This window comes from Streptomyces mangrovisoli, from assembly GCF_000974985.2.
Lineage (GTDB): Bacteria > Actinomycetota > Actinomycetes > Streptomycetales > Streptomycetaceae > Streptomyces > Streptomyces mangrovisoli.
Map to the genome: position 1 here is coordinate 115,638 of NZ_LAVA02000003.1, position 26,620 is coordinate 142,257.

Consider the following 26,620-nt stretch of genomic DNA (forward strand, 5'->3'; position numbering starts at 1 on the left):
CGTCCCTCACTAGTGAACCGGCCGAAATTGATACCTACAGCACCGCGAGACCTTCCGCGAGGACTCCGCAGCACCGTGCTCTCGACGTGGCGTCGGCCACGGGCGCGGCTATGGGCGGCGGCGGCCGTCGTGGTCGCCGGGTTCCTCGTGGCCCTGGAGGTCGCCGCCCGGCACTACGGCGTCCCCGGCCCGGTCACCGAGCAGGTGCGGGAGGTCGTGCTCCCGCCCAAGTCGGGCTTCCTGCTCTACGCCGGCATGGCCCTCACCATGGTGGTGCTCACCTGGCGCCAGCGGCTCGTCGCGCTCGGCGCCGCGATCGGTGTCGACCTCGCCTTCCTGGTCGTCCGCGAGGCGTTCGGCGTGCGGGTCGGCCACGGCCACCCGTTCGGCAACGGCGCACTGTGGGTGGTCCTCGGCTGCGCGGTCGTCGCCGTCACCCGGCGCACCGGGCGGGAACGCGTCCTGCTGCTGAAGGGCGCCGGTCTCGGCCTGCTGCTGGTGGCCGGCCGCAAGACCGGCGACACCTGGCTGCTCATCACCTCCAAGACCCGCCCGACCGTGCTCGACCAGTACGTGGCCACCGCCGACCACGCCCTGGGCAACCCGTCCTGGCTGGTGGGCCGGCTCGTCACCGCCTCGGGTCCGATCGGCTTCAACCTGCTCGACATCGTCTACGGCCAGCTCGCCGTGGCCGCGGTCGTCGTCGCGCTGTACCAACTCCGCCATGTCGCGGTCGAGCGCCGCTTCCCGCGCCATCACCTGGTGCGCACCTTCCTGGTGATAGGCCTGCTCGGCCCGGCCGTCTACATGATCTTCCCGGTGGTCGGCCCGGTCTTCGCGTACGGCGACGGCGCCGACCACTGGTCCTCGGTCAGCCTGTGGGCGGAGGCGGGGCACCAGTTCGGGCACTGGCCGACGGCCGACCTCTGGCCGCACACCACGGCGCCGGTCCGCGCGCCGCACCCGGTGCCGTACGACGGGTTCACGCCCCGCAACTGCATGCCCAGCCTGCACACGGCCTGGGCCGTGACCATCTTCGTCCACTCCCGCCGCGGGCCGCGCGCGCTGCGTGTCGCGGGCGCGTTCTGGCTGGTCGCCACGCTCACCGCGACGCTCGGGTTCGGGTACCACTACGGCGCGGACCTCGTCGCCGGGGTGGTCTTCGCCCTCACGGTCGAGGGGGGTCTGCGCACCTACGACCGCGGCTGGGACCGGGTGGGGCTGCGGACGGTCGGGTACGGCGCCGCGGTCTTCGTCGCGCTGCTGGTGGCGTACCGGTGGCTCCCCCTGGAGATGGCCGAGCACGCGTGGCTCGCCGGCCCGCTCCTCCTGCTGGCCCTGGCCTCGGTGATCTACGCCTACGTCCGGACCTTCGCGCCCTACGAGCGGCGCCGCGCGGCGCCGACGCCCCGCCCGCAGCCCCAGCACGAACTGATCTGACCACGCTTCAGGGGCGCGGGGAGTGCCTCCGTGCCCCCGGGCCCGCTGTGCCTCCGTGCCCCCGGGCGGCTCCGTCGTGGCTGGTCGCGCGGTTCCCCGCGCCCCTCGGGCGCGTCCGGACCCGTCCGACGCACGCGGCGGACAACAGCCGAAATGACCGTCATCTCCCGTCCGCTCTGGCACAGTCGACGCGTGATCAGGGACGCGGGAGACGCCGGGCAACACGCCGAGGGGGCCGGGCCGTTCACCACGCGGCTCACCTGGCACCCGCCGGGCGGCGGCACGGCCGTATGGGAGTCGCGGCTCGCCAGGCGGCGCGGACTCATCGCGGTGCACACGCCCGGCGGCCCGGCCCGGCACCACCGCGCCGACGAGGTCTCGCTGCGCCGCCTGCGCAGGCTCAACGCCATCGCCGCGACCGCCTTCGTCATCGGCGGGGCCCTGTTCGCGGCGGGCGCGGGCGTCGCGCAGCTCGGCTCCGGGGACGCCACCACGTGCGCCTCGATCTACTTCGCCGGCGGGCTCTTCTTCAACACCGGCGGCTACGTCTCCCTGCTCCAGGTCGTCAACGCGCCCCGGCACGTGCCCGGCGGCGCGGGCCGGCTGGTCACCCGGCGCTGGCGCTGGTGGAGCTACGAGCCGACCCGGGTGGACTGGCTCAGCGCGTTCGTCCTGTTCGCCGGCACGGTCGTCTTCGCCGTCGACCTGCTGGACTCCTTCCTCCAGGGACTGAGCGTCCAACAGGTCAACCGGCTGGTCTGGGCGCCGGACGTGGTCGGCTGCGTGCTCTTCCTGATCTCCGGCCACCTCGCCTTCGTCGAGGTCTGCCACGGCAGGTTCCGCGTCCTCGGCCGGGACCTCGGCTGGTGGATCGTCGCCGTGAACCAGCTCGGCTCCGCCCTGTTCATGATCTCGGCGATCACCGCCTTCACCCGCCCCACCACCGGCAGCCTGGTCAACGCCACCATCGCCAACTGGACCACGCTGACGGGCGCCCTGTGCTTCTCGCTCGGCGGGGTGCTCCAGCTGTACGAACGCCCCTAGCCCTTATCCACCCCGTATCCACCCTGGAGACACGCCTGTTCAAGGCCGGCGTAACCAAGACCCCCGGCGACCCGGCGAGCGTGGTGCGGGCCACGGAAAACCCTCTCCCCGACTGTCACAGGCATGTCATACGCTGCTCCCAGCAGCCGCGCCCCGTGCGACGCCGTGGTTCCTCGCGGTCGTGTCCGGGTGCCGCGCGGCGCACTCAACTGCCCGGTCCTGCACCGGGTTTTCCTGTGGGGGTAACAGCACTGTGCGTATGCGCAGCATCTCGTCCGCGACGGCGCTCGCGGTCCTTCTCGGCTCGGCGGCGCTGAGCCTCGGCGCGGCCGGCTCCGCCTCGGCCGCGCCCGCCGTCCATGTCACCACGGCCGGGGGGCTCGTCGTGGACGGCGCCGTCCAGCGGGTGTTCGTCGGCGACCGCAGCACCGGCACCGTCACGGCCGCCACCTACTCCGGCGACGCCGTCGACTCCGTCGAGGGCATCACCGGGGTCTCCGACCTGGCCCTGTCCGACGACGGCGCCACGCTCTACGCGGCCGCCTCGGGCAGCCACGAGATCGTTGCCCTCGACGCCGCGACCCTGGAGATCAAGTCCCGCTACACCGTCGCCACCACCACCGGTCCCGGCCATGTCGCCGTCACCGGCGGCAAGATCTGGTTCAGCTACGGCGACCAGTGGGACGGCAACATCGGCTCGGTCGACCCGAGCGTCGACCCGGCGAGCGGCACGGACCCGGTGGCGCTCGCCCTGTTCCCGGCCGACCAGTGGCCCGGCCTGTGGAACCCGGCGCTGCTGGACACCGACCCGTCGAAGCCCGGCCTGCTCGCCGCCGCCGACACCGGCAGCTCCTCCGACTCGCAGGGCGTCTTCGACGTCACCGGCGACAAGCCGAAGCTGGTCGCCTGGCACTTCATGGACTACAAGCTCAACAGCGGCGTCAACGACATCGACCTGGTGCCCGGCTCGGACCAGGTCCTGCTCAACGGCACCGACCGGGACACCTGGGCGAACGGCGACTTCACCCCGGCCGGCTCCTACCCCGCCGGACAGGTCGGGGACATCGCCTCCGACGGCCTGCTCGCCCAGGCCGCCGGGTCCAAGATCCTCACGTACCAGCAGAACGGCACCGTCCCGCTGCACACCTTCGACGAGGGCACCTCGCACGCGGTCGACCTCGCCTGGGCGCCGGACGACTCCACGCTCTTCGCGCTGGTCGGCACGGACCCCTACAGCGGCGGCTACACCCTCAAGGCGCTCCCCGGCGCGAACCTGAACAGCCCCACCCTGACAGTCGAGGCCCCGACCAGCGCGACCCGCGCCAAGGCGCTCACCGTCACCGGAAAGCTGACCGCGGTCGGGCTGCCCGCCGGGGTCCAGCTCCAGGTCACCCGGACCGACATGGACTCCCCGAACGGCAAGGCGCTGCCCGCCGTCACGGTGAAGTCCGACGGCACGTACTCCTTCACCGACACCCCGCCGGCCGGCGGCACGGTCACCTACAAGGTCACGTACGCGGGCGACGCGGACCACTCCCCGGCCACCGCGTCCGACAAGGTCGCCGTCTCCCGCGCCGCGGCCACGCTGACCCTGAACAACAACCTCAAGAAGTACGCGTACGGCACCGACGTGAAGTTCACCGCGCACCTCGGTACCACGTACACCAACCGCACGGTCGAGATCTGGGCCGACCCCTACGGCTCCGACAAGCCCAACAAGCTGGTCAAGTCCGGGAAGGTCGACTCGCACGGCAACTTCTCCGCGACCGTCGACATGACCCGCGACACCGTCGTCAGCGCGGTCTTCAAGGGCGACTCGCACTACCTCTCGAAGACGGTCACGTCCCGCGCGTACGCCTACGCGAAGGTCTCGACCGCGATCACGAAGAACTACAAGACGGCCAAGATCGGCTCGACGTCGTACTACTGGTTCCACAAGAACAGCGCCCCGCTGGTCACCACGACCATGTCGTACTACGCGGGCCGCAAGGAGCGCCTCGACCTTCAGGTCTACTACAACGGCAAGTGGGAGACGACCGAGGGCAGCGGGCAGTACTTCAAGCTCGCCTCCAACGGCAAGTGCGCGGTGAGCCTGGGCGCCCCCGGCCAGTCCGGCCTCAAGGCGCGCGTGCGGGCGGCGTACATCGACACCTCCTCGGGCGACAACGTCAACACGACGACGTACGGCTCGTGGAAGTACCTGTACTTCTCCAACTAGCCGTTCACGCGCGGACGGTGGGGCAAGCACCGCTGACCCGCCGCACCGCCGACGAGGGCCACCGCCGGACCGGGACCGACCGGTCCGGCGGTGGCCTCTCGCGTGCGCGCGGTCGGATCACCAGGTGATGTTGTGCGCCATGCCGTTGAGGATCACGACGACGGCGAGGGCCAGCAGGGCGATCGTCCACTTCTGGCCGGTGCTCGCCTGCCGCCATGCGTTCACCGGTTCACCTGCGCGTGCGTCGCGGGGGCGGCGCGGTGCGTGGAGGAGGACTCCTCGCCGGAACCGGAGGCCCACAGGGCCATCCCGGCCACGGCCAGCAGAAGCAGGCCGGCCAGAACGGCCAGAAGCACCTTGATGAAGGTGGAAGGCGTTGCCATCAGCGCTCCTTGAGAAAGGGTCGGATGTTCCCGGGAGAAGGGGTCAGATGTTCTTGAGATAACCGCTCTTGAAGCCCCGGGCGTCCGCCGCGACATGGTGCCGCTTGTCGATCTCGACGCCGAAGCCCTTGTAGACGATCGATCCTTCCCAGACCACCTCGCCATTGGCGGTGCCCCCGGCGAGCCACGCCTTCGGGGTGCCGTGTCCGATGGCCACCGCGGCATTGAAGTTCCGCTTGCCGCAGTCGGCGTGGTCCACCTTAGTAATGGACGATCCGTTGGTGTAGTAGTTCACCCACAGGCTCAGCCGGGTGACCGTCACCCCCAGGATCTTCTGGCTGACCGTGTACGTGGTGTCCCACCAGCCGCGGTGGAGCCTGGCGGCCGCGGACGAGTCGCCGCCGCCGGAGGTGTCCGGCGTGAAGTCGGCGTTGCTGTCCGCCGTGATCTGCACGTCCCCGCCGCTCAGGCTCGTGATCGAGTGCGTGGTCGTGCCGGCGGCGGGCACGTCCGCGGCCTCGTGCAGCAGGGCCTTGAGGTTGTCCGGGTCCTCCGTGTAGTCGAGGAACTTGACCTGATCGTCGTGGGCGAGGCCGTCGAACTGCTTGAGGGTGTCGGCCGCGCCCGACTCCTTGCTGTCCGCCAGCGTCGCCTCGTACGCGGCGATCCGCGCGCCGTCCCGCGAGATGATCGACGCGTTCGCGGTTCCGGTGGCGAGCAGGGCGGCGGCCGCCAGGCCGACGAGGACGGTGGCACCGCGCCGGGAAGCTATGTGCTTGGGCATGATCGGGCAGAACTCTTTTCAGCTGTTCCTGTGGGGTTTGTCGCGACGGCAAGCCAATCAGCGGAATTCACCGTTCCTGCTCAGGAGATGCTCAGACTTCCGATCTTGGCCGTCGCCCCGCCCGACGGCCTCCCGGCCCGTCCCGACGGCCTCCACGGTCCCCGCGACGCTCACTCTCCGCGCACCCCCGTTGACGGCCCGCGAGAGCCCCGTCCCGCCCTTCTTAAGTGGGCTTTAAACCAAACTTAAACTTGTTTGCGGCTCACGGAGATCGTCAAATACCCGCAGGTCAAAGGGATTTGATGCGTTCGCCGTCCGGTTGGCGGCGGCAATGTTCGTGCGTATCGTCTGGCGCACCGGTGGAGCCCTCCCCGCGGGAGAGAGCGCTCTCAGCTCGTCGCCCGTGCGGCCGGCCGAGCACGCTGCGTGTACCTCCGGTGCCCTGCCCGGACGTCCCCCACAGACAAGGAGCGCACATCCGATGGCCGTTCATCGCTCACGCAGATGGTCGTTCGGCGGTCTGGCGCTGCTGGTCTCCGCCGGCCTCGCCTCCGCCGTCCTCATCAACACGTCGGACGCGGCGACGAACCGCGCGAACGCCGCCACCGTCACCACGACGACGACGTTCTCCGACGACTTCGACGGAGCCGCGGGCAGCGCGCCCGACTCCGCGAAGTGGAGCCTGGAGACGGGGGGCAGCGGCAACGGCAACCACGAACTCGAGTACTACACGAACAGCACCAGCAACGCCGCCCTCGACGGCAAGGGCGATCTGGTCGTCACCGCCCGCAAGAACACCGACTCCGGCCTCCAGTGCTGGTACGGCACCTGCCAGTACACGTCGGCCCGGCTGAACACGGCGAAGACCTTCACCCAGAAGTACGGCCACTTCGAGTCCCGGATCAAGGTCCCCAAGGGGCAGGGCGTCTGGCCGGCGTTCTGGATGCTCGGCGACGACCTCGGCAGCGTGGGCTGGCCGGGCAGCGGTGAGATCGACGTCATGGAGAACGTCGGCTACGAGCCCGGCACCGTCCACGGCACCATCCACGGCCCCGGCTACTCCGGCGCGGGCGGCCTCGGCGCCGCGTACACGCTGCCGAACGGCACGTCCTTCGCCGACGACTTCCACACCTTCGCCGTCGACTGGAGCCCCTCCGCGATCACCTGGTCCGTCGACGGCCAGACCTACGAGACCCGCACCCCGGCCGACGCGGGCAGCAACAAGTGGGTCTTCGACCACCCCTTCGACATCATCCTGAACTTCGCGGTCGGCGGTGACTGGCCCGGCAACCCCGACTCCTCCACCTCGTTCCCGCAGACGATGACCGTCGACTACGTCCATGTCACCACCTCGGACTCCGGCAGCACGAGCGGCAGCACGGGCGGCAGCACCGGCGGTACGACGCGGACCGGCGCGATCAAGGGCATCGGCGGCATGTGCGTGGACGTCGCGGGCGGCAGCAGCGACGACGGCACCCCGATCCAGCTGCACAACTGCACCGGGAACGACGCCCAGAAGTGGACCCTGGGCAGCGACGGCACCGTACGGGCCCTCGGCAAGTGCCTGGACGTCAAGGCCGCTTCGCACGACGACGGCGCGGTGGTGCAGCTCTACACCTGCAACGGCACGTCGGCCCAGCAGTGGACGTACACCTCCGCCAAGGACCTGACCAACACCGGCGCGGACAAGTGCCTCGACGCCAAGGACAACTCCTCGGCCGACGGCACCCGCCTGCAGATCTGGACCTGCTCCGGCAACGCCAACCAGAAGTGGACCGTCGGCTGAGCCACGACGCCGCGGCGGCCGCACCCGGGCGTCCCCACTCCCCCTGATCCCCTCCCCACCCGAGCGCCCCGGCCTCCCCCCGGCCGGGACCGGGACCCAAGGAGCACCCCACATGGCACCCCGTCACCAGCGCAACCTGACCCGCCGCAAGATGCTGTTCGCCCTGGGCGGCGCGGCCGTCGCGGTACCGGCGATCGCCTCCATCGCCCCGTTCGCCCTCGCGGACCAGAGCGGCACCACCGCGGCGAGCGGCTCGCTCCCGGTGACCGTCGTCAACAACAGCGGCTCGTTCACGAACGGTTCGGTGCACCTGTACGTCGTCGGCAACCTCGACGGCAAGCAGGTACGGCTCACCGCGGACGGCCAGGTCGTCCCCATCGCGCTGGCGGACAACGGCGCCGACGGCTTCACCGACTACGCCATCCCGCTGGCCGGCAGCGGCGAGACGAAGCTGTCGCTGCCCTACATGTCGGGCCGGATCTACGTCTCGATGGGCGCGAAGCTGAAGTTCAAGGCCGTCGCCGACGGCAACGGCAACCCCGCGCTCCAGTACCCGGCCGGCTGGGTCACCTCGGACCCCAACTACGGCATCCTGCACGACTGCGCCGAGTTCACCCACAACGCGTCCGGCATGTTCTGCAACACCACGATGGTCGACATGTTCAGCGTCCCGATGAGCATCCGGCTCACCGGCGACAAGGACCAGACGGCGGGCACCCTCGTCGACGGCGGCCGCGCCGCGGCGTTCGCCGCGGTCAAGGAGGTCGAGGAGTTCGCGGGGCTGGTCGTCGACGACACCCGCATCATCGCCCCCGGACACGGCCTGGACGCGGGCATCTTCGCCAAGGACTACCTCGCGCCGTACATCGACTCGGTGTGGAGCACGTACACCGGCAAGGACCTGAGGGTCACCACGAACGCGGGCACGTTCACCGGCCGGGTCCGCGCCGACCAGTTCACCTTCACCGGCCCGGCCTCGGTGTCCTTCGCCAAGCCGTCCACCCGCGACGTCCTCTTCTGCGACGGCAACCTCGCGGCCCCCAACGACGGCACCACCGGCCCCGTGGCCGCGGTCCTCGGCGCGGGCTTCAACCGCACCACCCTGCTGAGCAACCCCGACCAGCCCACCACGGACCCGGCGACCTTCTACCAGACGGCCCTGACCAACCACTACGCGAAGGCCATCCACGCCGCCACGAAGGACGGCAAGGCCTACGGCTTCGCCTTCGACGACGTGGCCGACTTCGCCTCGTACATCCAGGACACCAGCCCGACCGGGTTCACCCTCACCCTGACCGCCTTCTGACCCCACCCCCCAGCCCCACCCCCCACAGCCGGACCGACCAGCGCCGACCCCCATGAGGCGCCGGTCCGGCCGACAAGAACCCCCGGGCCTCGGCCCGGGGGTTCTCCCGTGAGCGGCGCCGGTCCCCGGCCGGCCAAGTGCCGCGCGGGCACAACCTTCTGGTGCCTTCGATGGTCGAAGTGACCGAGCGGCCCCGGTGTTGCTCCTGTCATGCGCGGTCCGCGCCGTCCCGTCAAGGAGTTCCGTTGCGCAGAGCAGTCACGGCCGCGGCCGTGCTCGCCCCGATCCTCGCCGTCACGCTCGTCCCGGGGACGGCCTCCGCCGCCGCGCCCTACAAGGGGGCCAACACCGCGTCCGTCCAGGACGACTTCAACGGTGACGGCTACCGCGATCTGGTGGTGGGCGCCCCCGAGGCCGCCAACGGCTCGGTGGAGGGAGCCGGAGCCGTCGTCGTCCTGTACGGGTCGGCGTCGTCCGTGAGCGCCTCCCGGCGGACCGTGATCACGCAGGCGACCACCGGGATCCCGGGCACACCCGAGGACTCGGACGGGTTCGGCGAGGCCGTCGCCAGCGCCGACCTGGACCGGGACGGCTACGCGGATCTGCTGGTCGGCACCCCGCACGAGGACGTCGACGGCAAGACCTCCCGCGGCTCCGTGACCGTGGTGTGGGGCGGACCGCACGGTCTGGCGGGCGGCGCCACCATCGCGCCGTCGGCCGGCTTCGGGGACGGGCAGAAGTACTGCCGCTTCGGGATGTCCCTGGCCACGGGGGACATGGACGGGGACGGCGCCCCTGAGGTCGGCATCGGCTCGGGCTGCGAGTCCAGCGCCTACACCGGCCCCTTCGGCCGCACCGGCAAGGCCGCCTCCGCCTACCTGGAATGGCGCGTCAACGCCCGCGGCGTGGTCATGGGGGACGTGGACGGCGACGGCAAGGCCGAACGGTTCTGGCTGCCCGGCCCCTCGGACGACGACCTGCGCGGATCGGTGTACGCCGACGAGGGCCCGATCGGCGAGGACCCCTTCTCGAACTGGCCGACCGATCTGACCGCCGCGGACGGCTACGCCGGCCAGATCGGCGACGTCAACGGTGACGGCTACGGCGACCTGGTCACCGGCATCGGGGACGACGACTCCACGATGAACATGTCCGGGGCCGCGCACCGCGGCGGCGAGATCCAGGTGCTCTACGGCAGCGCGCAGGGCATCACCGCCGACCAGCAGCCGAAGATCTTCCACCAGGCCACCGCGGGCGTGCCCGGAACCGCCGAGAACGGCGACCGGTTCGGCCAGTCGCTCAGCGTGGGCGACGTGGACGGCGACGGCCGCGCCGACGTCGTCGTCGGCGTCCCGGGCGAGGCGGTCGGGACACACGAGTCGGCCGGTACGGTCGTACTGCTGCGTGGCTCCGCCACCGGTCTGACCACCGCCAAGGCGGTCGGCTACACCCAGGACACCGCCCAGGTGCCCGGTGCCGTCGAGACCGGCGACCAGTTCGGCGCGGCGGTCCATCTCGCCGATCTCAACAAGGACGGCAAGGCCGAGACGGTCGTCGGCATCCCCACGGAGAACAGCGACGGCTGCGTCTGGATCGCCCGCGGCTCGGCCTCCGGCCCCGTCCTCAAGGGCTCCGTCGACGTGTGCGGCAAGAGCGCCGGAATCACCGTGCGCGGCCCGAAGGGCTACTTCGGAGCGGCACTCACGAGTCCGCACAGCGCCTTCTGAGAGGCGCGGGGCGCCGCCGGAGCTCGGCACGCGGGCTTCCGGTGGCGGCGGCCGGCCCAGGGCGGCCGGCCCAGGGCATGGCTGCGCCCCCGAACACGTACGGGGGCGGCTCGTGACGGGCCCTAGGCGGCCTTGGACCGCGTCCTGCGCGGCTCGGGGCCGTCGGCCTCCTCGGGCCACAGGCTCTCGTCGTCTCCGGAGTTCTCTCCGAAGTCCGGGGCCTGGAAGGGGTTGGTCGCCGGCGGCGGCGACACTGCGGCGGAACGGCTCAGGTGCCCTTCCGGGGCGGAGAACAGCGACATCGAGTCGATGAGAGGTCTGCCTTTCGTTACAGGTCCCTGCCGGGACCTGGCGTGCCGCGAGTGGGCACTAGAGCTTGGTCATCTTGGCGTACGGGCTCAGAATGCGCATCTGCTCGGGCCCGAAATCGACGAGAGCCGCGATTCCGTCCTCGATGCCGATCACCCGGCCGAGCCCGTACACGTCATGAGTGACCTGGTCGCCCAGGGCGAAGTGCTTGGGGGCCGGTGCGACCGGGGCCTTGAAGGGGCTGGTGGGCAGGTGACGCTTGGGTGCCGCGGGCTTGGTCATGGCTCAGTATGCGCCCACGGAGGCCCCGGATGCTGTGGCCATCCGCACAAATCCGCCCGCCGCCCTGATTCGGCACCCCCGAAACGGCCCCGGATCAGCGCGCGAACGTGTCCCCGAAGCGGGCGCCCGCTTCCGGGGCGTGCAGGGCGCTGGGACCGAAGGACGTGATGTTGGTGGTCGTCAGGCCGGTCTTCGAGCCGCGCAGGAGCCAGACCGCACCGGAGTTCTGGTAGGTGCCGTCCTCCTGGGGCGCGCCCACGGCGAGGTCCGCGCGGTGGTTGGCGTTGACGTCCGCGAGCAGCACCGAGGCGCCGAAGTTGTCACCCTTCTCCGACGCGCCCGGAACCCCCGACGTGGACTGGTTGAAGGCCTGCGCCCCGGTGCCGGTGAGACCGGACGGGCCGCCCTTGAGCAGGACCACCGCGCCCGCCTCGCGGACCGAGCCGATGCCCTCGCCGGGCACGCCGACCGCGATGTCCGGGTAGCCGTCGCCGGTCACGTCGCCGGCGGCGAGCGAGTAGCCGAACTGGTCCCCGTATTTCGTGTCGCCGTCGCCGGTCTCGCCGACGCCCGGGACACCCGGCGTCTCCTGGTTGATCTTCTGGGTACGGCTGGAGAAACCGGAGGCCGAGCCGTAGACGACGCGGACGTCACCGGCGTCGTACTCCTTCGTCTCGGAGACATGGGAGACCTGCCGGGCGATGAAGTCGCCGTAGCCGTCCTTGTTCACGTCGGCGATGATCCCGCCGACGGTGTAGTAGCCGGAGGACTGGAAGGTCTTGCTCAGGCCGGTGGACGTGCCCTTGTACAGGCGGGACATGTACTGCATCTCCTCGAAGCCGTGCTGGGTGACGACGTCGTCCTTGCCGTCGCCCGTGACGTCGCCGACGGTGAAGCCCTGGGGGCCGTCCTCGTCGTCGAAGGCCAGCGTGTCGGTCGAGGCGGGCACCCCGGCCCGGGTGAAGGGGCCGAAGCGCACCTCCAGCGCGCCCCCGGTGTTCGCGACGACGTCGGCGTGCCCGTCGCCGTTGATGTCGCCCGCACCCACCTGGTACGTCGTGCCGGAGAGCGCGGCGCCTTCGCGCAGTCCCTGTGCGGAGCCCCACAGCACCACGGGCGTGTGGTAGCCGCCGACCACGAGGTCGGTGTAGCCGTCCTCGTCGAGGTCGCGGGCGGCGGTCCAGCTGCCGAAGGTGTCGTACTGCAGGACGTCCCCGGGCACGCCCGCGGTGGCGCGCGTGATCACCTTGGCGTGCGCGGTGTCGGCCCCGGCGGAGGAGCCGTAGACGATCGACAGATAGCCCGCGTCGGCGACGCCGGACACCGTGGCGTTCGGCGCGCTGATCGCGAGATCGGCGTAGCCGTCGCCGTTGAAGTCGATCACCGGCGTCGTCGTCGCGGCGGAGGCCGGCGCGGCCAGCACCACGGGGGCGGTGAGCAGCGCGGCGAGCGCGGCACAGCCCAGGACGGAACGACGGCGGATGCGGTGGGGCACGGATACTCCCGGAATCGGTCCCTGGTACATCGGTCGTTCATGTTGACCATCGCGGCGGCACGATGGTTGTGGTGCCTGTGAGTCCGTTGTGACACGGGCTCGAAACGGCGGCCCCGGCGGGACGATCTCCGGACGGCCGATGAGTTCCGCCGACCGTCCTGGTCTATAGGGACGTACGCCATCAGCGACCCCCACTCACGACCGGAGACCCACGATGACCACTCCCGCACACGCCGGCCGCATGCTGTTCGTCAGCATCCCCGTGACGGACCTGGAACGCAGCAAGGCCTTCTTCGAGAAGCTCGGCTTCGGCTTCAACCCGAAGTTCACCGACGAGAGCTCCGCCTGCATGCTGGTCGGCGAGCACGCCTTCGTCATGCTGCTCGACCGCGAGAAGTTCGCGGAGTACTCGAAGCTGCCGATCGCCGACCCCACCACGCACGCGCTGGCGCTCTACTCCTTCGGCGTGTCCTCCCGCGCCGAGGTCGACACGGTCAGCGCCGCCGCGCTCGCGGCGGGCGCCACCGAGGCGGACGGTGCCGAGGACTACGGCTTCATGTACTCCCGCAGCTTCTTCGACCTCGACGGCCACGGCTGGCAGGTCATGTGGATGGACCCGGCGGCGGTGGAACAGGGCCCGGAGGCGTTCGCGGCCGCCGCCCAGGACGCGGACACCCCGGCCTGAACGACCGGGACGAGCGGTCTTCACGACCGGGGCGAGCGGTCTTCTTGTGCGGGCCCCGCACGAGAAGACCGCGTTCCCCGCACAACCACACACGCTCTCCGTTGGTCTGCTCTTTACCAACGCCGATCCACGTCCGGGCGTATGCGAGGTGAACGGACGCGGTGCGGCGTAGGGCGACGACCCACGTCAGTGGATGCCCCGCATCCCCGCATGTCCTGGAGAGCACCCGCATGCATCACCGCATACGTCTCACCCTGGCGACCGCCGCCGCCGCGGCCCTCACCGGCGGTCTGCTGGCGGTCGCCGCCGGCCCGGCCTCCGCGGCCGGCGCCGCCAAGGCGTACGACTTCGACGGCGACGGCTACCGCGACCTGGCGATCGGCGTCCCCGCCGGCACCGCGAACGGCGTCAAGGAGGCCGGCTACGTCGTCGTGATCCCCGGCTCCAAGAGCGGGCCCAGGACCGCCGACCGCCGTGTCGTCAGCCAGTCCACGAGCGGCGTCCCGGGCAGCTCCGAGAAGGGCGACGAGTTCGGCTACCACCTGGCCAGCGCCGACCTGAACAGCGACGGCTACGCGGACCTGGTCGTCCTCGCGGCCGGTGAGGACGCGGCCACGAACGAGCAGACCGGCCGCATCACCATCCTGTGGAGCGGCCCGAAGGGCTTCACCGGCGGCACCGTGCTGCCCGGCGTGCAGCAGTCGGCGGGCAACGGCTTCGACGGCATCGCGATCGCCGACGTCACCGGCGACGGCAAGCCGGACATCGTGACCGCCGACAGCGGCGACGAGGCCGGCGGGGTGTCCGTCGCGCGAGGCCCGTTCACCCCCGGTGCCACCCCGGCGTCGCTCACCCGTGTCTCCGCGGGCATCCCGCACTTCAGCAAGAACGTGCGCATCGGCGTGGGCGACATCGACGGCGACGGCAAGGCCGACGTGGCCGCCGCGTACAGCGGCGCCGGTGGCGGCGGCACCACCTTCCTGCGCGGCACGTCCACCGGCCTGGTGCAGGCCGCGTCCTGGTCCTCGGAGACCACGGGAACATCCGTGGCGGTCGGTGACTTCGACAAGGACGGCCACGCGGACGTCGCCCTCGGCGAGGCCCGGTTCGGGGCCCACGACGAGGAGGGCTGGACCCCGAAGCAGCCGCTGCCGGTGAACAAGGGCGGTGTCGTGCGCGTGCTGTACGGCAGCGCGCAGGGGCCGGCGGCCACCCGGACCCCGGTCGACCTGGTGCAGGGCGTCGGCGGCGTCCCCGGCGCGGACGAGAACAGCGACGAGTTCGGCTCCGCCCTCTCGGCCGCCGACATCGACGGCAACGGCTCCGCCGACCTGGCGATCGGTGTGCCGGGCGAGGACATCGGCACCGACTACGAGGCCGGCGCCGTCACCGTGCTCTACGGCTCGGCCAAGGGCCTGACCACCACCGGCGCCCAGAGCTTCAACCAGGGGACCGCGGGCGTGCCCGGATCGAACGAGTACGGCGACCAGTTCGGCGGCCTCAACGGCTCCGGGCTCTTCCTGCGCGACCTCAACGGCGACGGCCGTGCCGACCTCTCCGTCGCGGCACCGGGCGAGGACGGCTACAGCGGCCGCGACTGGACCTTCACCACGCGGACGTCCGGCCGGCTGACCGGCACCGGCACGATCAGCTACACCGCGGCATCCCTGAAGCTCCCCGCGCCCACCACCGGGCTGGCCTTCGGCTGGGTGCTCGGCTACTGAGGCCGGCGGACGGGCGGGGGCGGCGCCTACGGGGGCGTCGATCTTTCCCCGCCCGTCGCTACAACCGTTGCGCACCGGCGTGTGTCTCTTGATCGCCGACCCGCTCGTGACGCCCAGGACAACTCCAGGCGAACACGGGCGGACCGGTACCCCATCGACCGGGACGCCCCGCACGGCATCCCGCGGGCAGCAGGAGAAACACCCATGCACAAGCAGCACCTGCGACTCGCCCTCGCGACGGCCACCGCCGCCGCTGTGACGGGCGGTCTGCTGACCTTCGCGGCGCTCCCCGCCTCGGCCGCGGACTCCACTCACGTGGCCGCGGCCGACTTCAACGGCGACGGCATCGGTGACGTCGTCACCTCCGCGGCCACCGCCTCGGTCGGCGGCCAGGCCGAGGCCGGCGCGGTGGTCGCGCTCTACGGCTCCACCACCGGCGTCTCCGCCACCCGGCGCACCACGCTCAGCCAGAACAGCGCGGGCGTCCCCGGCACCGCCGAGAAGGGCGACGCGTTCGGCTACTCCCTCGCCTACGGGGACTTCAACGGCGACGGCTACGACGACCTCGCCACGGGCGCGCCGCACGAGAAGGTCGGCTCCGACACCGACGGCGGCACGGTCGCCATCCTGTGGGGCTCCCAGAGCGGCCTGACCGGCAAGGGTGTCACCGTTGCCGACCCGGCGCCGTCCTCGCACGACTACTGGGGCGACAACCTGGCCGCGGGCGACTTCGACGGCGACGGCAAGGACGACCTCGTGGTCGCCAACTCCTCCTCGACCTTGTACCTCTACAAGGGCGGCTTCACCACTGCCGGTTCCTACGGCAGCCGCACCACCGCCAAGCCGCCGATCGCGTCCGGCGCCCCCAACGGGCCGCAGCACCTCACCGCGGGCGACGTGAACGGCGACGGGAAGACCGACCTCGTCGTCAACGGCTACGGCGACGAGTGGAACGTCAACTACTGGCTGCCCGGCACCGCGAGCGGCCTGAGCGTCGCCTCCGGCGTCAAGCTCAGGATGGGTCTCGTCACCGGCATCGGCGACATCAACGGCGACGGCTACGGCGACATCGTCACGGGCGCCTCGTGGGACGGAAAGACCTCGGACGGCGAGGCGGTCCCGGACTCCTCCGACGGCGGCCGCATGAACATCACCTACGGCTCCGCGTCCGGCCCCGCCGGCATGACGACCGTGACCCAGAACACCGGGAGCGTGCCCGGCACTTCGGAGAAGGGCGACGGCTTCGGCTGGGACCTCGACCTCGGTGACGTCAACGGTGACGGCTTCCAGGACCTGGTGGTCTCCACCCCGTTCGAGGACATCGACGGGGTGACCAACACCGGCCTGGTGACCGTCCTGTACGGATCGGCCTCCGGCGTGAACACCGCCTCAGGCGCCCAGTCCTTCGCCCAGAGCACCGCGGGCGTCCCGGGCAACGACGAGAAGTACGACCTGTTCGGCGCCGACGTCAAGCTCGACGACGTGACCGGCGACGGCAAGGCCGACCTGATCGTCGGCTCGTACGAGAACGGCGGCAACGGCGCGGTGACGTACCTGCCGTCGACCGGCACGAAGATCACCACGACCGGCTCCCGCGCCCTCTCCGCCAGCGCCTCCGGCATCTCGACCTCGGGCGAACCGCAGTACGGCGCCCTCTTCGCCGACTAGACCCACCCACCGAGCGCGACAGCAAAAAGGCCCGGGTCCGTGGACCTGGGCCTTGTTCGTGGAGCGGGTGACGAGAATCGAACTCGCGCTCTCAGCTTGGGAAGCTGATGTTCTACCATTAAACTACACCCGCGTAGGACGCCGGTTGAGGCCGGTGTCGGAACGCTCGCTCACTGTACCTCATGCGTGGCCTCCGGTGCCGATGGCCCGGGGGCCCGTCGTGTTCTGCGGAGTGGACAGGGCTGCGTGGGGCAGGAGTTGGGGCGTACGGTGGGGGTGTGGGAGAGGCTCCGCGCGATGCCGGAGTGCCGCCTGGAGAGTCGTTCCTTTGATCCCGTAATGTGGCATTTGCCGTCCGGCGAGCAGCCTCCGGACGTGGCTCTTGGGGAAGGGACTCTGGGACTTGATGGAGCGCACCGTCGTCCGTTGTGCCGAAGGGCACGTGTTCAGCACCGCTTCGTTCCCGATGCAGAAGGCCGAGCGGCTCGGCCCCGGACGGCTCGTCCGGTGTCCGCGCTGTGCCCGGCTCCGCAGCGTCGTGCCGGTCACGCTCGAGAAGCGGTAGGAGCGGAAGCACCCGTACGCCCGGCGCGTGGAACCGTCACGATTGTGGTGGCTCCGCGCGCCTTGCGTATCCTCAGGGCGTGCTTCTCTCTGACAAAGACATCCGGGCCGAGATCGATGCCGGGCGGGTCCGCATCGATCCCTTCGACGCATCCATGGTGCAGCCGTCGAGCGTCGATGTACGGCTGGACCGACTCTTCCGGGTGTTCGAGAACCACCGGTACCCGCACATCGACCCCTCCGTCGAGCAGGTCGACCTGACCCGCCTGGTGGAGCCGGAGGGCGACGAGCCGTTCATCCTCCACCCGGGGGAGTTCGTGCTGGCCTCGACGTACGAGGTGATCTCGCTCCCCGACGACCTGGCCTCGCGCCTGGAGGGCAAGAGCTCGCTCGGCCGGCTCGGGCTCGTGACCCACTCCACCGCCGGGTTCATCGACCCGGGGTTCTCGGGGCACGTCACCCTGGAGCTGTCGAACCTCGCCACGCTGCCCATCAAGCTCTGGCCGGGCATGAAGATCGGGCAGCTGTGCCTGTTCCGGCTCAGCTCGCCGGCCGAGTTCCCCTACGGCAGCGAGCGCTACGGCTCCCGCTACCAGGGGCAGCGCGGACCCACCCCCTCCCGCTCCTACCTGAACTTCCACCGGACGCAGGTGTGAGCGGCGTGGGCGGCGCACGGGAGAACCTGACCTACGAGCGGTTCGGGGAGGCCGTCCGCGAGCTCGCGCAGACCATCGCCGACGACGGCTACGAGCCCGACATCGTGCTGTCGATCGCCCGTGGCGGCGTGTTCGTCGCGGGCGGGCTGGCCTACGCCCTGGACTGCAAGAACCTGCACCTGGTGAACGTCGAGTTCTACACCGGGGTCGGGACCACGCTGGAGATGCCGGTCATGCTCGCGCCGGTGCCCAACGCCATCGACTTCTCCGACAAGAAGGTCCTGATCACCGACGACGTCGCCGACACCGGAAAGACGCTGAAGCTGGTCCGCGACTTCTGCCTGGACACCGTCGCCGAGGTCCGCAGCGCGGTGATCTACGAGAAGTCGCACTCCCTCGTGAAGTGCGAGTACGTCTGGAAGCGCACGGACGAGTGGATCAACTTCCCGTGGAGCGTGCTGCCGCCGGTGCACCGGTCGGGTGCGGCGCCGAAGGAGAACAGGGAAGCGCTCTGACCGCAGCGTCCAGCCTGCCGCTCAGGCGCAGGACGACGATCGCGGTGGTGGTCGCGGCCGCGACGCGCAGGCCGTCGGAGAGCAGGAGCCGGTGCAGGGCGTCGAGGGCCGCGGGCGCCGTCATGGCCCGCTTCAGGGCGGGCGCGCCGGCCGTGGTCCGGTAGGCGGTCGCGAGGACGCAGAGCCACCACACGACGAGCAGCGGGGTGGCGGGACGACGGCGTTCCTCGGGCTCGGTGGCGGCCCACAGTTCGTTCACGGACGTCATCGGCAGCAGGAACAGCCAGGCGGGCGCGAGCAGCCAGGCGGGGATCCGCCAGGTGCGGCGGGGGCGTCGCGCCTCGGGCCACACCAGCTCCGCGAGTGCGCGCGTCCGGCGCAGCCAGAAGACGAACAGAACGACGGCCAGCGCGGTCGACGCCTGGAGCCACCCGGTCAGGTTGCCGAACCACATGTCGGCCCGCACCCGCGGCTCACCGCCGAGGGAATGAGTCCGAGCGGCGGCTCGCAGCATCTCGTACTTGTGCCGGCCCGCCAGGTGCGCGGCCACCGTCAGCAGGACGCACGCGGCGAGCGCCCCGCACGTCCACCACGCGAGGGCGCCCGGCGACGCCGTACGTCTCGTCATGCCGTACCTCCGAAGCGCCCGATTGTGCGGGATCTCCGCAGGTCGCAGCGGATTCTAGCCGCGTCCTAGAACGTGCCCAGCTTCACGATCGACAGCAGGGCGATCAGCTGGATCGCCGACGCGCCCAGGGCCTTCGGCCAGGGCAGGTCGTGGGAGCGGCCGACCATGCGGGTCAGCAGGTAGCCGGCGGCCACCCAGGTCGCCCAGCCCAGCAGCTTCACGAACGTCGCGTCGCCGCCGAGGAACATCGCGAAGACCAGGCGCGGCGCGTCCGTGAGGGACATGATCAGCATGGAGAGGCCGACCGTGGGCTGCCACGCGCCGTCGCCGCCCAGCTGACGGGCCAGGGTGTGGGTGACCACGCCCAGGACGAACGCGCTCAGCACCATCGCCACGGCCGTGACCAGCACGATCGGGACCGCGTTGCTGAGGGTCGCGTTGATCGCGTCCTGGCGGGCGCCGTCGAAGCCGAAGACCGCGAGCAGGCCGTAGAGGAAGGTGACGAGCAGGGCCGGGCCCCACATCGTGTAGTCGCGCATCCGCAGGAAGGTCTGGTCGGGGGAGAACACGACCCCCCGCAGCAGTTCCTTCCAGTGCAGGCGCGGGCCGACCGGTCCGGGCGGCGCCGCGGCCGCGCCCGCGTGATAGGTCTCGCCCTGGCTGTACGGCTCCTCGCCCACGCGGAACGCCTGCGTGGAGCCGGGGTTGTTCGCCGCGTACGGGTCGGGGCCGCCCTGCGGGTACCCGTCGCCGAAGTACTCCGGCTCGCCCTGGGCGCCGTAGCCGTACTGCTGCTGCTGTTGCTGGTACGGCTGCTGCTGCCGCGGGTTCTGCGGGTAGCCGTACGACGGCCCCTGCTGCCCGTACGACGGGCCCTGGCCCTGCTGTCCGTACGACGACGGTCCCTGCCCGTACGACGGGCCCTGCGGGGCCTGCTGTCCGTACGGAGGGTTCTGAGGTCGCGCGTGCGGGGCGCGGTCGTCGCGATTGCCGCGTCCGTTCCTGAATCCAGCCACGTCATCGAACGTACCTGGTCCGGGAGATCGGTGTGCCGGGCCCGGGGTTCCGGGCCCGGCTTTGCTGCCGAGCTGTGACATCCCCTAAGGGGGAGGTTCTGCGGGTTCTCCGGGTCAGTCGGCGAAGACCGAGCCGTACTGCGGGTAGCCCGCCGTGGACAGGCCGGAGGCGCTCGCGGAGAGGGCGCGGGAGCCGGTCGTGGTGATCTTCGTGCCGCTGGACGGCAGGTAGGTGACCGCGCCGTTGCCGCTGTTCTCGGTCGAGCCGACGATGAGGTCGGCCTTGCCGTCGCCGTTGACGTCGTCGAGCTTCACGTCGACACCGAACATGTCGTACTTCTCGTCGCTGCCCGGGACGCCCGCGGTGCTCTGGGCGAAGGACTGGGCGCCGGAGGCGGTGTTCACGCCGGAGGCGGAGCCGTACAGGACGGTGACCATGCCGGTGTCGGTCACGCCGCCGATGTCCTCCAGCGGCGTGGAGACGACCAGGTCCTGGTAGCCGTCCCCGTTGATGTCACCGAGGTCGAGGTCCCAGCCGAAGGCGTCGTCCTTCTCGGACGTGCCGGGGACGCTGCCGGTGTTCTGGTTGATGTAGGTGGTGCCGGCCGGGCCCGAGGCGGAGCCGTAGGTGATGTTGGCCCGCCCGCCGTCGGAGGAGTCCGGGATGGCGACGGGGTCGTCCCCGTCGATCGTCCCGTTCCAGTCGGCGCCGGTGACGATGTCGCCGTAGCCGTCGCCGTTGATGTCGCCGATGCCGGTGACGATGCCGGCCCTGAGCTTGACCGCGGAGGACCCGCTCAGGCCCGTGGAGCTGCCGGGCAGCCAGTAGTTGGTGTTCCAGCCGGTCCCGGTCTCCGTCTCGTAGCCGTCCACCACGAGGTCGGTCTTCCCGTCGCCGTTCACGTCACCCGCGGTGATGTGCTGCGGGCCGTCGGAACCGCCGGACATGATCGGCGGCTTGAAGGTCGTACGGCTGCCGTAGGCGCCGGCGGTGGTGAAGCCGCCCTTGTACAGGTACATGGTCGAGGAGGAGCTGCCGACCGCCAGGTCGGCCTTGCCGTCGCCGTCGAAGTCGCCCGCGGCCAGGGTCCGGCCCCAGTAGTCGTGGGAGGAGGCCGCCGGGTCGGCGACGGTGAGGCCCTTGCCGGTCAGGCCGCTCTTGGAGCCCCAGAGGATGGCGACCGTGCCGCCGTCGGCGTCGCTGCCGACCTTCTCGTCCGGGGTGCCCACCGCGAGGTCGTCGTAGCCGTCGCCGTTGAAGTCGGCGTACGCGGTGTCGTAGCCGAACACGTCGCCCGCCTCGGCGGTGCCGGGGACGCCGGAGCTGTTCTGGCTGAGGGTGGTGCGCTTGGAGGAGCTGATGCCGGTCGACTTGGTGCCGTAGAGCACGACGACCGCGCCCGCGTTGGCGTGGCCGCTGACGGAGGCGTCCGGGGCCGAGGAGGCGACGTCGCCCACGCCGTCGCCGTTGAAGTCGGCCTGGGCCACGTGGGTGGAGTCCGCCGCGGACGCGGGAAGCGCCGCGAACGTCAGCAGACCGCCCGTGATGGCGGCGGCCGTGGCCGTCGCGAGGGCGAGTCGCAGGTGCTGCTTGTGCATGCGGTTTCTCCTGCTGCATGCGGGATGCCGCGAGGGCATCCGCAGTCGATGGGGTGCCGTATTGCCCGTGTTCGCCGCGAGTTCGCCTCGGTGTCATGAGCAGGTCGGCAAGAGGGAGACCGCCATCGGTGCGAAATGGTTGTACGTGACACCGGGAAATTTCTGGGACTGGTGTGAACCGGCTCCGGAGAGGCGGGCCGGGCCCCGCGGGGACCCCGCGCGGGGCAGACTGGGCGCATGAGCGTAGTCAAGATCAACGTACTGACCGTCCCCGCCGAGCAGCGCGAGACGCTGGAGAAGCGGTTCGCCTCGCGGGCCCACGCCGTCGAGAACTCCGACGGGTTCGAGTGGTTCGAGCTGCTGCGGCCCGTCGAGGGCACCGACACCTACCTCGTGTACACGCGCTGGCGGGACGAGGCGTCCTTCCAGGCGTGGATGGAGGGGCCGATGAAGGCCGCCCACCAGGGGCAGGGCGCCGGCGGCCAGGGCGGCGGTGCTCAGGGCGGTGGCGAGGGCGGTGAGCGGCCGCGTCCGGCCGCCTCCGGTTCCACGCTGTGGTCGTTCGAGGTCGTGCAGCAGGCCGGCCCGAAGGAGTAGCGGCGGGTCCCACGCCCTACGACGATGGCGCCCCCGGCCTCTCGATGAGGCCGGGGGCGCCGTCGTACGCCGAACGGGTGTTACTTCGCGGGCTCCGGTTCCGGCGCGTTCTCCGGCTCCGGCTCGCCGGCCGGGTCGACCGGGGTGCGCACCGAGTCGAGCAGCAGCTGGGCGACGTCGACGACCTGGATCGACTCCTTCACCTTGACGCCCGCGGCGGAGCCGCTTTCAGCCGCAGCCTTCTTGCCGTTCACGGAGTCCGTGAGCATGACGAGGCAGAACGGGCAGGCCGTGGAGACGATGTCCGGGTTCAGCGAGAGCGCCTCGTCGACGCGCTCGTTGTTGATGCGCTTGCCGATCCGCTCCTCCATCCACATGCGCGCGCCGCCGGCGCCGCAGCAGAAGCCGCGCTCCTTGTGGCGGTGCATCTCCTCGTTCCGCAGGCCCGGGACGCTGGCGATGATCTCGCGCGGAGGCGTGTAGATCTTGTTGTGGCGGCCCAGGTAGCAGGGGTCGTGGTAGGTGATGATGCCCTCGACCGGGGTGACCGGGACCAGCTTGCCCTCGTCCACCAGGTGCTGGAGCAGCTGGGTGTGGTGGATGACCTCGTAGTCGCCGCCGAGCTGCGGGTACTCGTTGCCGATGGTGTTGAGGCAGTGCGGGCAGGTCGCGACGATCTTCTTGGCCGACTTCGGCTTGCGCGACTCGTCGGTCACCTTGCCGTCGTCGTCCATCTCCTCGCCGAACGCCATGTTCAGCGCCATGACGTTCTCCATGCCGAGCTCCTGGAAGAGGGGCTCGTTGCCGAGGCGGCGGGCGGAGTCACCGGTGCACTTCTCGTCGCCGCCCATGATCGCGAACTTGACGCCCGCGATGTGCAGCAGCTCGGCGAAGGCCTTGGTGGTCTTCTTGGCGCGGTCCTCCAGGGCGCCGGCGCAGCCGACCCAGTAGAGGTACTCGACCTCGGTGAGGTCCTCGATGTCCTGGCCGACGACCGGGACCTCGAAGTCGACCTCCTTGGTCCACTCCAGGCGCTGCTTCTTGGCGAGGCCCCAGGGGTTGCCCTTCTTCTCCAGGTTCTTGAGCATCGTGCCCGCCTCGGACGGGAAGGCCGACTCGATCATGACCTGGTAGCGGCGCATGTCGACGATGTGGTCGACGTGCTCGATGTCCACCGGGCACTGCTCGACGCAGGCGCCGCAGGTGGTGCAGGACCACAGGACGTCGGGGTCGATGACGCCGTTCTCCTCGGCGGTGCCGATGAGGGGGCGCTCGGCCTCCGCGAGGGCCGCGGCGGGCACGCCCGCGAGCTGCTCCTCGGACGCCTTCTCCTCGCCCTCCATGCTCTTGCCGCCGCCGGCGAGCAGGTAGGGCGCCTTGGCGTGCGCGTGGTCGCGCAGCGACATGATCAGCAGCTTCGGGGAGAGCGGCTTGCCGGTGTTCCAGGCGGGGCACTGCGACTGGCAGCGGCCGCACTCGGTGCACGTGGAGAAGTCGAGCAGGCCCTTCCAGGAGAACTGCTCCACCTGGGAGACGCCGAAGACGTCGTCGTCACCGGGGTCGGTGAAGTCGATCGGCTTGCCGCCCGAGGTCATCGGCAGCAGGCCGCCGAGGGCGGTCGCGCCCTTGGCGTTGCGCTTGAACCAGATGTTCGGGAAGGCCAGGAAGCGGTGCCAGGCGACGCCCATGTCCGTCTTGAGCGAGACCGTGATCATCCAGATGAAGGACGTCCCGATCTTGATCATCGCGGTGAGGTAGATCAGGTTCTGGAGGGTGGCGGTGCCGGTGCCCCGGAAGGCGGCGACCAGGGGGTACGAGGCGAAGTAGGCGGCCTCGTAGCCGTCCACGTGGGCGAGGGCGCCCTCCAGGCCGCGCAGCGTCATGATGGCGAGGCCGATGATGAGGATGACGGCCTCGACGAAGTACGCCTGGCCGAAGTTGGAGCCGGCGAAGCGGGACTTGCGTCCGGCCCGGGTCGGCAGCGACAGCTGGCGGATCACGATGAGCGTGAGGATGCCGAGCGTGGTCATCGTGCCGATGAACTCGACGAACATCTCGTACGGCAGCCAGTGACCGATGACCGGCAGCGTCCAGTCGGCCTCGAAGAGCTGGCCGAAGGCGTTGATCAGGGTCAGCACCAGGGAGAAGAAGCCGACGGCGACGAACCAGTGGGCCACGCCGACGACGCCCCACCGGTTCATCCGGGTGTGGCCGAGGAACTCCCTGATCACCGTGGCGGTGCGGGCGGTCCAGTCGTCGGTCCGGGTGCCGGCGGGAACGTCCTGGCCGAGCCGTACGAACCGGTAGATCTGCGCGATGGCGCGGGCGAACAGCGCCACGCCGACCACGGCGAGAACCAGCGACACGATGATCGCGGCGAGTTGCATTTGGGGGCTCCTCGGGCCTGCGAGGGAGATTACTAAGCGGTAACTTATGCAGTCCGTCTGAGACTACCCGTATCTTTCCTCGCACTGTAGCCAGGCGTGCGGTGATCTGCGTCGCTGAGGGTGACCTCAACCGCCGTGCCGGCTACCCCCCGGGTGAGGGCGGCATTCCACCGGCCTTCCTCCGGCCTTCCGGCGGTGTTCCACCGGCCTTCCTCCGGCCTCCCACCGGCCTTTCTTCGGCCTCCCGGCGGTGTTCCACCGGCCTTCCGGCGGCGTTCCGCCGGGGTCGCCGGGTGGCCGGAGCGGCGGTCGAGCTCCCTCAGGCGGAGCATTCCGGACAATCCGATCGTGTTATTCATCAATAATTGCTGCATTCGCGCCTAATTTGGACCCGTGCTCTCTGGGATCGCCGCCGCCATCGCCGCCCTGCTGCTCGCCGCCCTGCTCGCGGCGCTGCTGCGGGTGCCCGTCCTGCGGGCCGGGCTCGCCGACCGGCGGCGGGCGCGCCCGGTGCCGCTGCTCGGCGGCGCCGCCGTGGTGGCCGCCACCTGCTCGGTGGTCGCCGTGGGGGACGGGTGCGGGCTGCTGCCGGACGGCGCCGGGGCGGGCCGTCTCGCCGGGGCGGCGGCGGTGCTGGCGCTGCTCGGCGGCGCCGCCGACGTGTGGCGGCTCAGGACCCGGTTCCTCGCCCTGGGCACGGCCGTCGCGGCCGCCTGGGTGGTGCCCTACGACGAGACGGGGGTGCCCGCCGGACTGCTGGCCGTCGTCTGGATCGTCGCCGTCACGCTCGCCTTCAAGGGCCTCGACCACGCCGACGGGCTGGCCGGGACCGTGGGCGTGGTCACCGCCTTCGGGGTCGGCGCGTGCGCGGCGGCCGAGGTCCTGGACGGGGTCGCGGTGCTGCTCAGCGTGCTGGCCGCGGCGCTCACCGGGTTCCTGATGCACAACTGGCATCCGGCGCGGATCGCCCTGGGCGCCTGCGGGTCCCTGTTCACCGGGTTCCTGCTGGCCTCCGCGGCCGTGCTCGCCCGCAGCGGGTACGGGCTCGCGCCCAGCGCGGGCGTTCTGTTCGCGCTCACCGCCGTGGCGGGCGCCGACGCGCTGCTCGTCGTGGCGGCCCGACGGCTCGGGCGGCGGCCGCTGCGGCGCCGGGCGCCCGACCATCTCGCGCACCGGCTGCGCCGGCTCGGCCTCACCGAGCCGGGCGCGAGCGTGCTGCTCGGCACGGTCTCCGCCGCCGGGGTGGTCGTCGGGGTGCTCGCCCACGGCGGATGGATCGGCGAGGGGGCGCTGTGGTGGGTGGCGGGCGGCGCGCTCGCGCTGGTGCTGGCCCTGGTGCGGGTGCCGGTCCCCGCCCGGCGGGGCGAGACGGCGCTACGGCTGCCGGGCGGGCCTCGGCGGGAGGCGGTCGTACGGCCCGCTGGCGGATGCGGGCGGGAGACGGGCGCGCGGCTCGCCCGTGGACCCGGACGGGAGACGGGCGCAAGGCCCTCCCGTGGACCCGGACGGGAGACGGCCGTACGGCTCGTGGTGGGGCGGGAGTGCGCCGTGCGGCTCGGGGAACGTCATGACGCGGTCGTACGGCTGCCGGGCGGACGCGGTACCGATGTGCGGCTGCCGCGCGGACGCGACTCCGCCGTACGCCCTCCGGGGGACCCCGTTTCCGGGGTGCGCGGCCTCCGGTCGCTGATGTCGTCGCAGGTCGGAGAGGTGTTGCGTGTAAGGAACGGATAAGAGTTGAGCCTCACAGACTCATGTCTGTTGACCGAGTCGCCGACCTCATGCACACTTGAGTCCGTTCCACTCA

General features: G+C 71.1%; 22 protein-coding genes and 1 tRNA gene. 13 read left to right on the forward strand and 10 right to left on the reverse strand.

Annotated features, from left to right (window positions below):
• The first annotated feature begins 75 nt into the window (after positions 1-75).
• The 3 genes from WN71_RS01570 (at position 76) to WN71_RS01580 (ending at position 4,702) form a co-directional block, all read left to right on the forward strand.
• Positions 76-1,440: a phosphatase PAP2 family protein gene (locus WN71_RS01570; protein ID WP_107469525.1), complete on the forward strand. Its 1,365-nt coding sequence runs from the start codon at positions 76-78 to the stop codon at positions 1,438-1,440.
• A 192-nt stretch (positions 1,441-1,632) separates the two neighbouring features.
• On the forward strand, positions 1,633-2,484 hold the full coding sequence (locus tag WN71_RS01575; protein ID WP_240529531.1) for a hypothetical protein: 852 nt from the start codon (positions 1,633-1,635) through the stop codon (positions 2,482-2,484).
• Positions 2,485-2,743: 259 nt separating this feature from the next.
• Complete coding sequence (locus WN71_RS01580) at positions 2,744-4,702, forward strand: YncE family protein (RefSeq protein ID WP_052742871.1); 1,959 nt, start codon at positions 2,744-2,746, stop codon at positions 4,700-4,702.
• A 221-nt stretch (positions 4,703-4,923) separates the two neighbouring features.
• On the opposite strand, the gene WN71_RS41710 is transcribed toward WN71_RS01580, so the two are convergent.
• Both WN71_RS41710 and WN71_RS01585 read right to left on the reverse strand, forming a co-directional pair.
• Positions 4,924-5,085, reverse strand: a complete 162-nt coding sequence (locus WN71_RS41710; RefSeq protein ID WP_167382890.1) for a hypothetical protein — start codon at positions 5,083-5,085, stop codon at positions 4,924-4,926.
• A gap of 43 nt (positions 5,086-5,128) precedes the next feature.
• Positions 5,129-5,869, reverse strand: coding sequence for a hypothetical protein (locus tag WN71_RS01585; protein WP_046581360.1), 741 nt, complete (start codon positions 5,867-5,869; stop codon positions 5,129-5,131).
• Positions 5,870-6,350: 481 nt separating this feature from the next.
• On the opposite strand from WN71_RS01585, the gene WN71_RS01590 reads away from it, so the two are divergent.
• From WN71_RS01590 to WN71_RS01600, 3 genes are all read left to right on the forward strand, one after another.
• Positions 6,351-7,655, forward strand: coding sequence for a glycoside hydrolase family 16 protein (locus tag WN71_RS01590; RefSeq protein ID WP_046581363.1), 1,305 nt, complete (start codon positions 6,351-6,353; stop codon positions 7,653-7,655).
• 112 nt (positions 7,656-7,767) lie between these two features.
• Positions 7,768-8,961: a glycoside hydrolase family 64 protein gene (locus WN71_RS01595; RefSeq protein ID WP_046581365.1), complete on the forward strand. Its 1,194-nt coding sequence runs from the start codon at positions 7,768-7,770 to the stop codon at positions 8,959-8,961.
• A 245-nt stretch (positions 8,962-9,206) separates the two neighbouring features.
• A complete protein-coding gene (locus tag WN71_RS01600; protein WP_046581367.1) occupies positions 9,207-10,688 on the forward strand; it encodes an FG-GAP-like repeat-containing protein in 1,482 nt (493 codons plus the stop codon).
• 122 nt (positions 10,689-10,810) lie between these two features.
• Here the strand turns inward: WN71_RS01600 and WN71_RS01605 are convergent, their stop codons facing one another.
• The 3 genes from WN71_RS01605 to WN71_RS01615 form a co-directional block, all read right to left on the reverse strand.
• On the reverse strand, positions 10,811-10,990 hold the full coding sequence (locus WN71_RS01605) for a hypothetical protein (protein WP_046581369.1): 180 nt from the start codon (positions 10,988-10,990) through the stop codon (positions 10,811-10,813).
• A 67-nt stretch (positions 10,991-11,057) separates the two neighbouring features.
• Positions 11,058-11,279, reverse strand: coding sequence for a hypothetical protein (locus tag WN71_RS01610; protein WP_046581372.1), 222 nt, complete (start codon positions 11,277-11,279; stop codon positions 11,058-11,060).
• 94 nt (positions 11,280-11,373) lie between these two features.
• Entirely contained in the window at positions 11,374-12,774 is a 1,401-nt protein-coding gene (locus tag WN71_RS01615; RefSeq protein WP_079177575.1) for an FG-GAP-like repeat-containing protein, read from the reverse strand.
• A gap of 214 nt (positions 12,775-12,988) precedes the next feature.
• On the opposite strand from WN71_RS01615, the gene WN71_RS01620 reads away from it, so the two are divergent.
• The 3 genes from WN71_RS01620 to WN71_RS01630 all read left to right on the forward strand — a co-directional run bounded on the left by WN71_RS01620 (position 12,989) and on the right by WN71_RS01630 (position 16,851).
• On the forward strand, positions 12,989-13,459 hold the full coding sequence (locus tag WN71_RS01620) for a VOC family protein (RefSeq protein ID WP_206299992.1): 471 nt from the start codon (positions 12,989-12,991) through the stop codon (positions 13,457-13,459).
• Between the two features lie 230 nt (positions 13,460-13,689).
• Positions 13,690-15,183, forward strand: a complete 1,494-nt coding sequence (locus WN71_RS01625) for an FG-GAP-like repeat-containing protein (RefSeq protein ID WP_046581375.1) — start codon at positions 13,690-13,692, stop codon at positions 15,181-15,183.
• A 204-nt stretch (positions 15,184-15,387) separates the two neighbouring features.
• Entirely contained in the window at positions 15,388-16,851 is a 1,464-nt protein-coding gene (locus WN71_RS01630) for an FG-GAP-like repeat-containing protein (RefSeq protein ID WP_046581377.1), read from the forward strand.
• 59 nt (positions 16,852-16,910) lie between these two features.
• On the opposite strand, the gene WN71_RS01635 is transcribed toward WN71_RS01630, so the two are convergent.
• Positions 16,911-16,984, reverse strand: a tRNA-Gly gene (locus WN71_RS01635).
• Positions 16,985-17,495: 511 nt separating this feature from the next.
• On the opposite strand from WN71_RS01635, the gene dcd reads away from it, so the two are divergent.
• The gene (dcd, locus tag WN71_RS01640) at positions 17,496-18,071 is read left to right on the forward strand and encodes a dCTP deaminase (protein ID WP_046581378.1); all 576 of its coding nucleotides are present in this window, start codon (positions 17,496-17,498) and stop codon (positions 18,069-18,071) included.
• Between the two features lie 5 nt (positions 18,072-18,076).
• The gene (locus WN71_RS01645) at positions 18,077-18,586 is read left to right on the forward strand and encodes a phosphoribosyltransferase (protein ID WP_046581609.1); all 510 of its coding nucleotides are present in this window, start codon (positions 18,077-18,079) and stop codon (positions 18,584-18,586) included.
• Here WN71_RS01645 and WN71_RS01650 read toward each other — a convergent pair.
• The 3 genes from WN71_RS01650 to WN71_RS01660 form a co-directional block, all read right to left on the reverse strand.
• Entirely contained in the window at positions 18,510-19,214 is a 705-nt protein-coding gene (locus WN71_RS01650; protein WP_046581380.1) for a DUF4328 domain-containing protein, read from the reverse strand. The two genes, WN71_RS01645 and WN71_RS01650, sit on opposite strands and share 77 nt — an antisense overlap.
• Before the next feature lie 65 nt (positions 19,215-19,279).
• Positions 19,280-20,311: a Yip1 family protein gene (locus WN71_RS01655; protein WP_079177577.1), complete on the reverse strand. Its 1,032-nt coding sequence runs from the start codon at positions 20,309-20,311 to the stop codon at positions 19,280-19,282.
• A gap of 33 nt (positions 20,312-20,344) precedes the next feature.
• A complete protein-coding gene (locus WN71_RS01660) occupies positions 20,345-21,829 on the reverse strand; it encodes an FG-GAP and VCBS repeat-containing protein (RefSeq protein WP_046581384.1) in 1,485 nt (494 codons plus the stop codon).
• 237 nt (positions 21,830-22,066) lie between these two features.
• On the opposite strand from WN71_RS01660, the gene WN71_RS01665 reads away from it, so the two are divergent.
• Positions 22,067-22,426 carry an antibiotic biosynthesis monooxygenase family protein gene (locus WN71_RS01665; protein ID WP_046581385.1) on the forward strand — a complete coding sequence of 120 codons (360 nt, stop codon included), beginning with the start codon at positions 22,067-22,069 and terminating at the stop codon, positions 22,424-22,426.
• Between the two features lie 80 nt (positions 22,427-22,506).
• Here the strand turns inward: WN71_RS01665 and WN71_RS01670 are convergent, their stop codons facing one another.
• Positions 22,507-24,813 carry a (Fe-S)-binding protein gene (locus WN71_RS01670; protein WP_046581387.1) on the reverse strand — a complete coding sequence of 769 codons (2,307 nt, stop codon included), beginning with the start codon at positions 24,811-24,813 and terminating at the stop codon, positions 22,507-22,509.
• Positions 24,814-25,206: 393 nt separating this feature from the next.
• On the opposite strand from WN71_RS01670, the gene WN71_RS01675 reads away from it, so the two are divergent.
• Positions 25,207-26,547 carry an MraY family glycosyltransferase gene (locus WN71_RS01675; protein WP_052742872.1) on the forward strand — a complete coding sequence of 447 codons (1,341 nt, stop codon included), beginning with the start codon at positions 25,207-25,209 and terminating at the stop codon, positions 26,545-26,547.
• Positions 26,548-26,620: the final 73 nt, after the last annotated feature.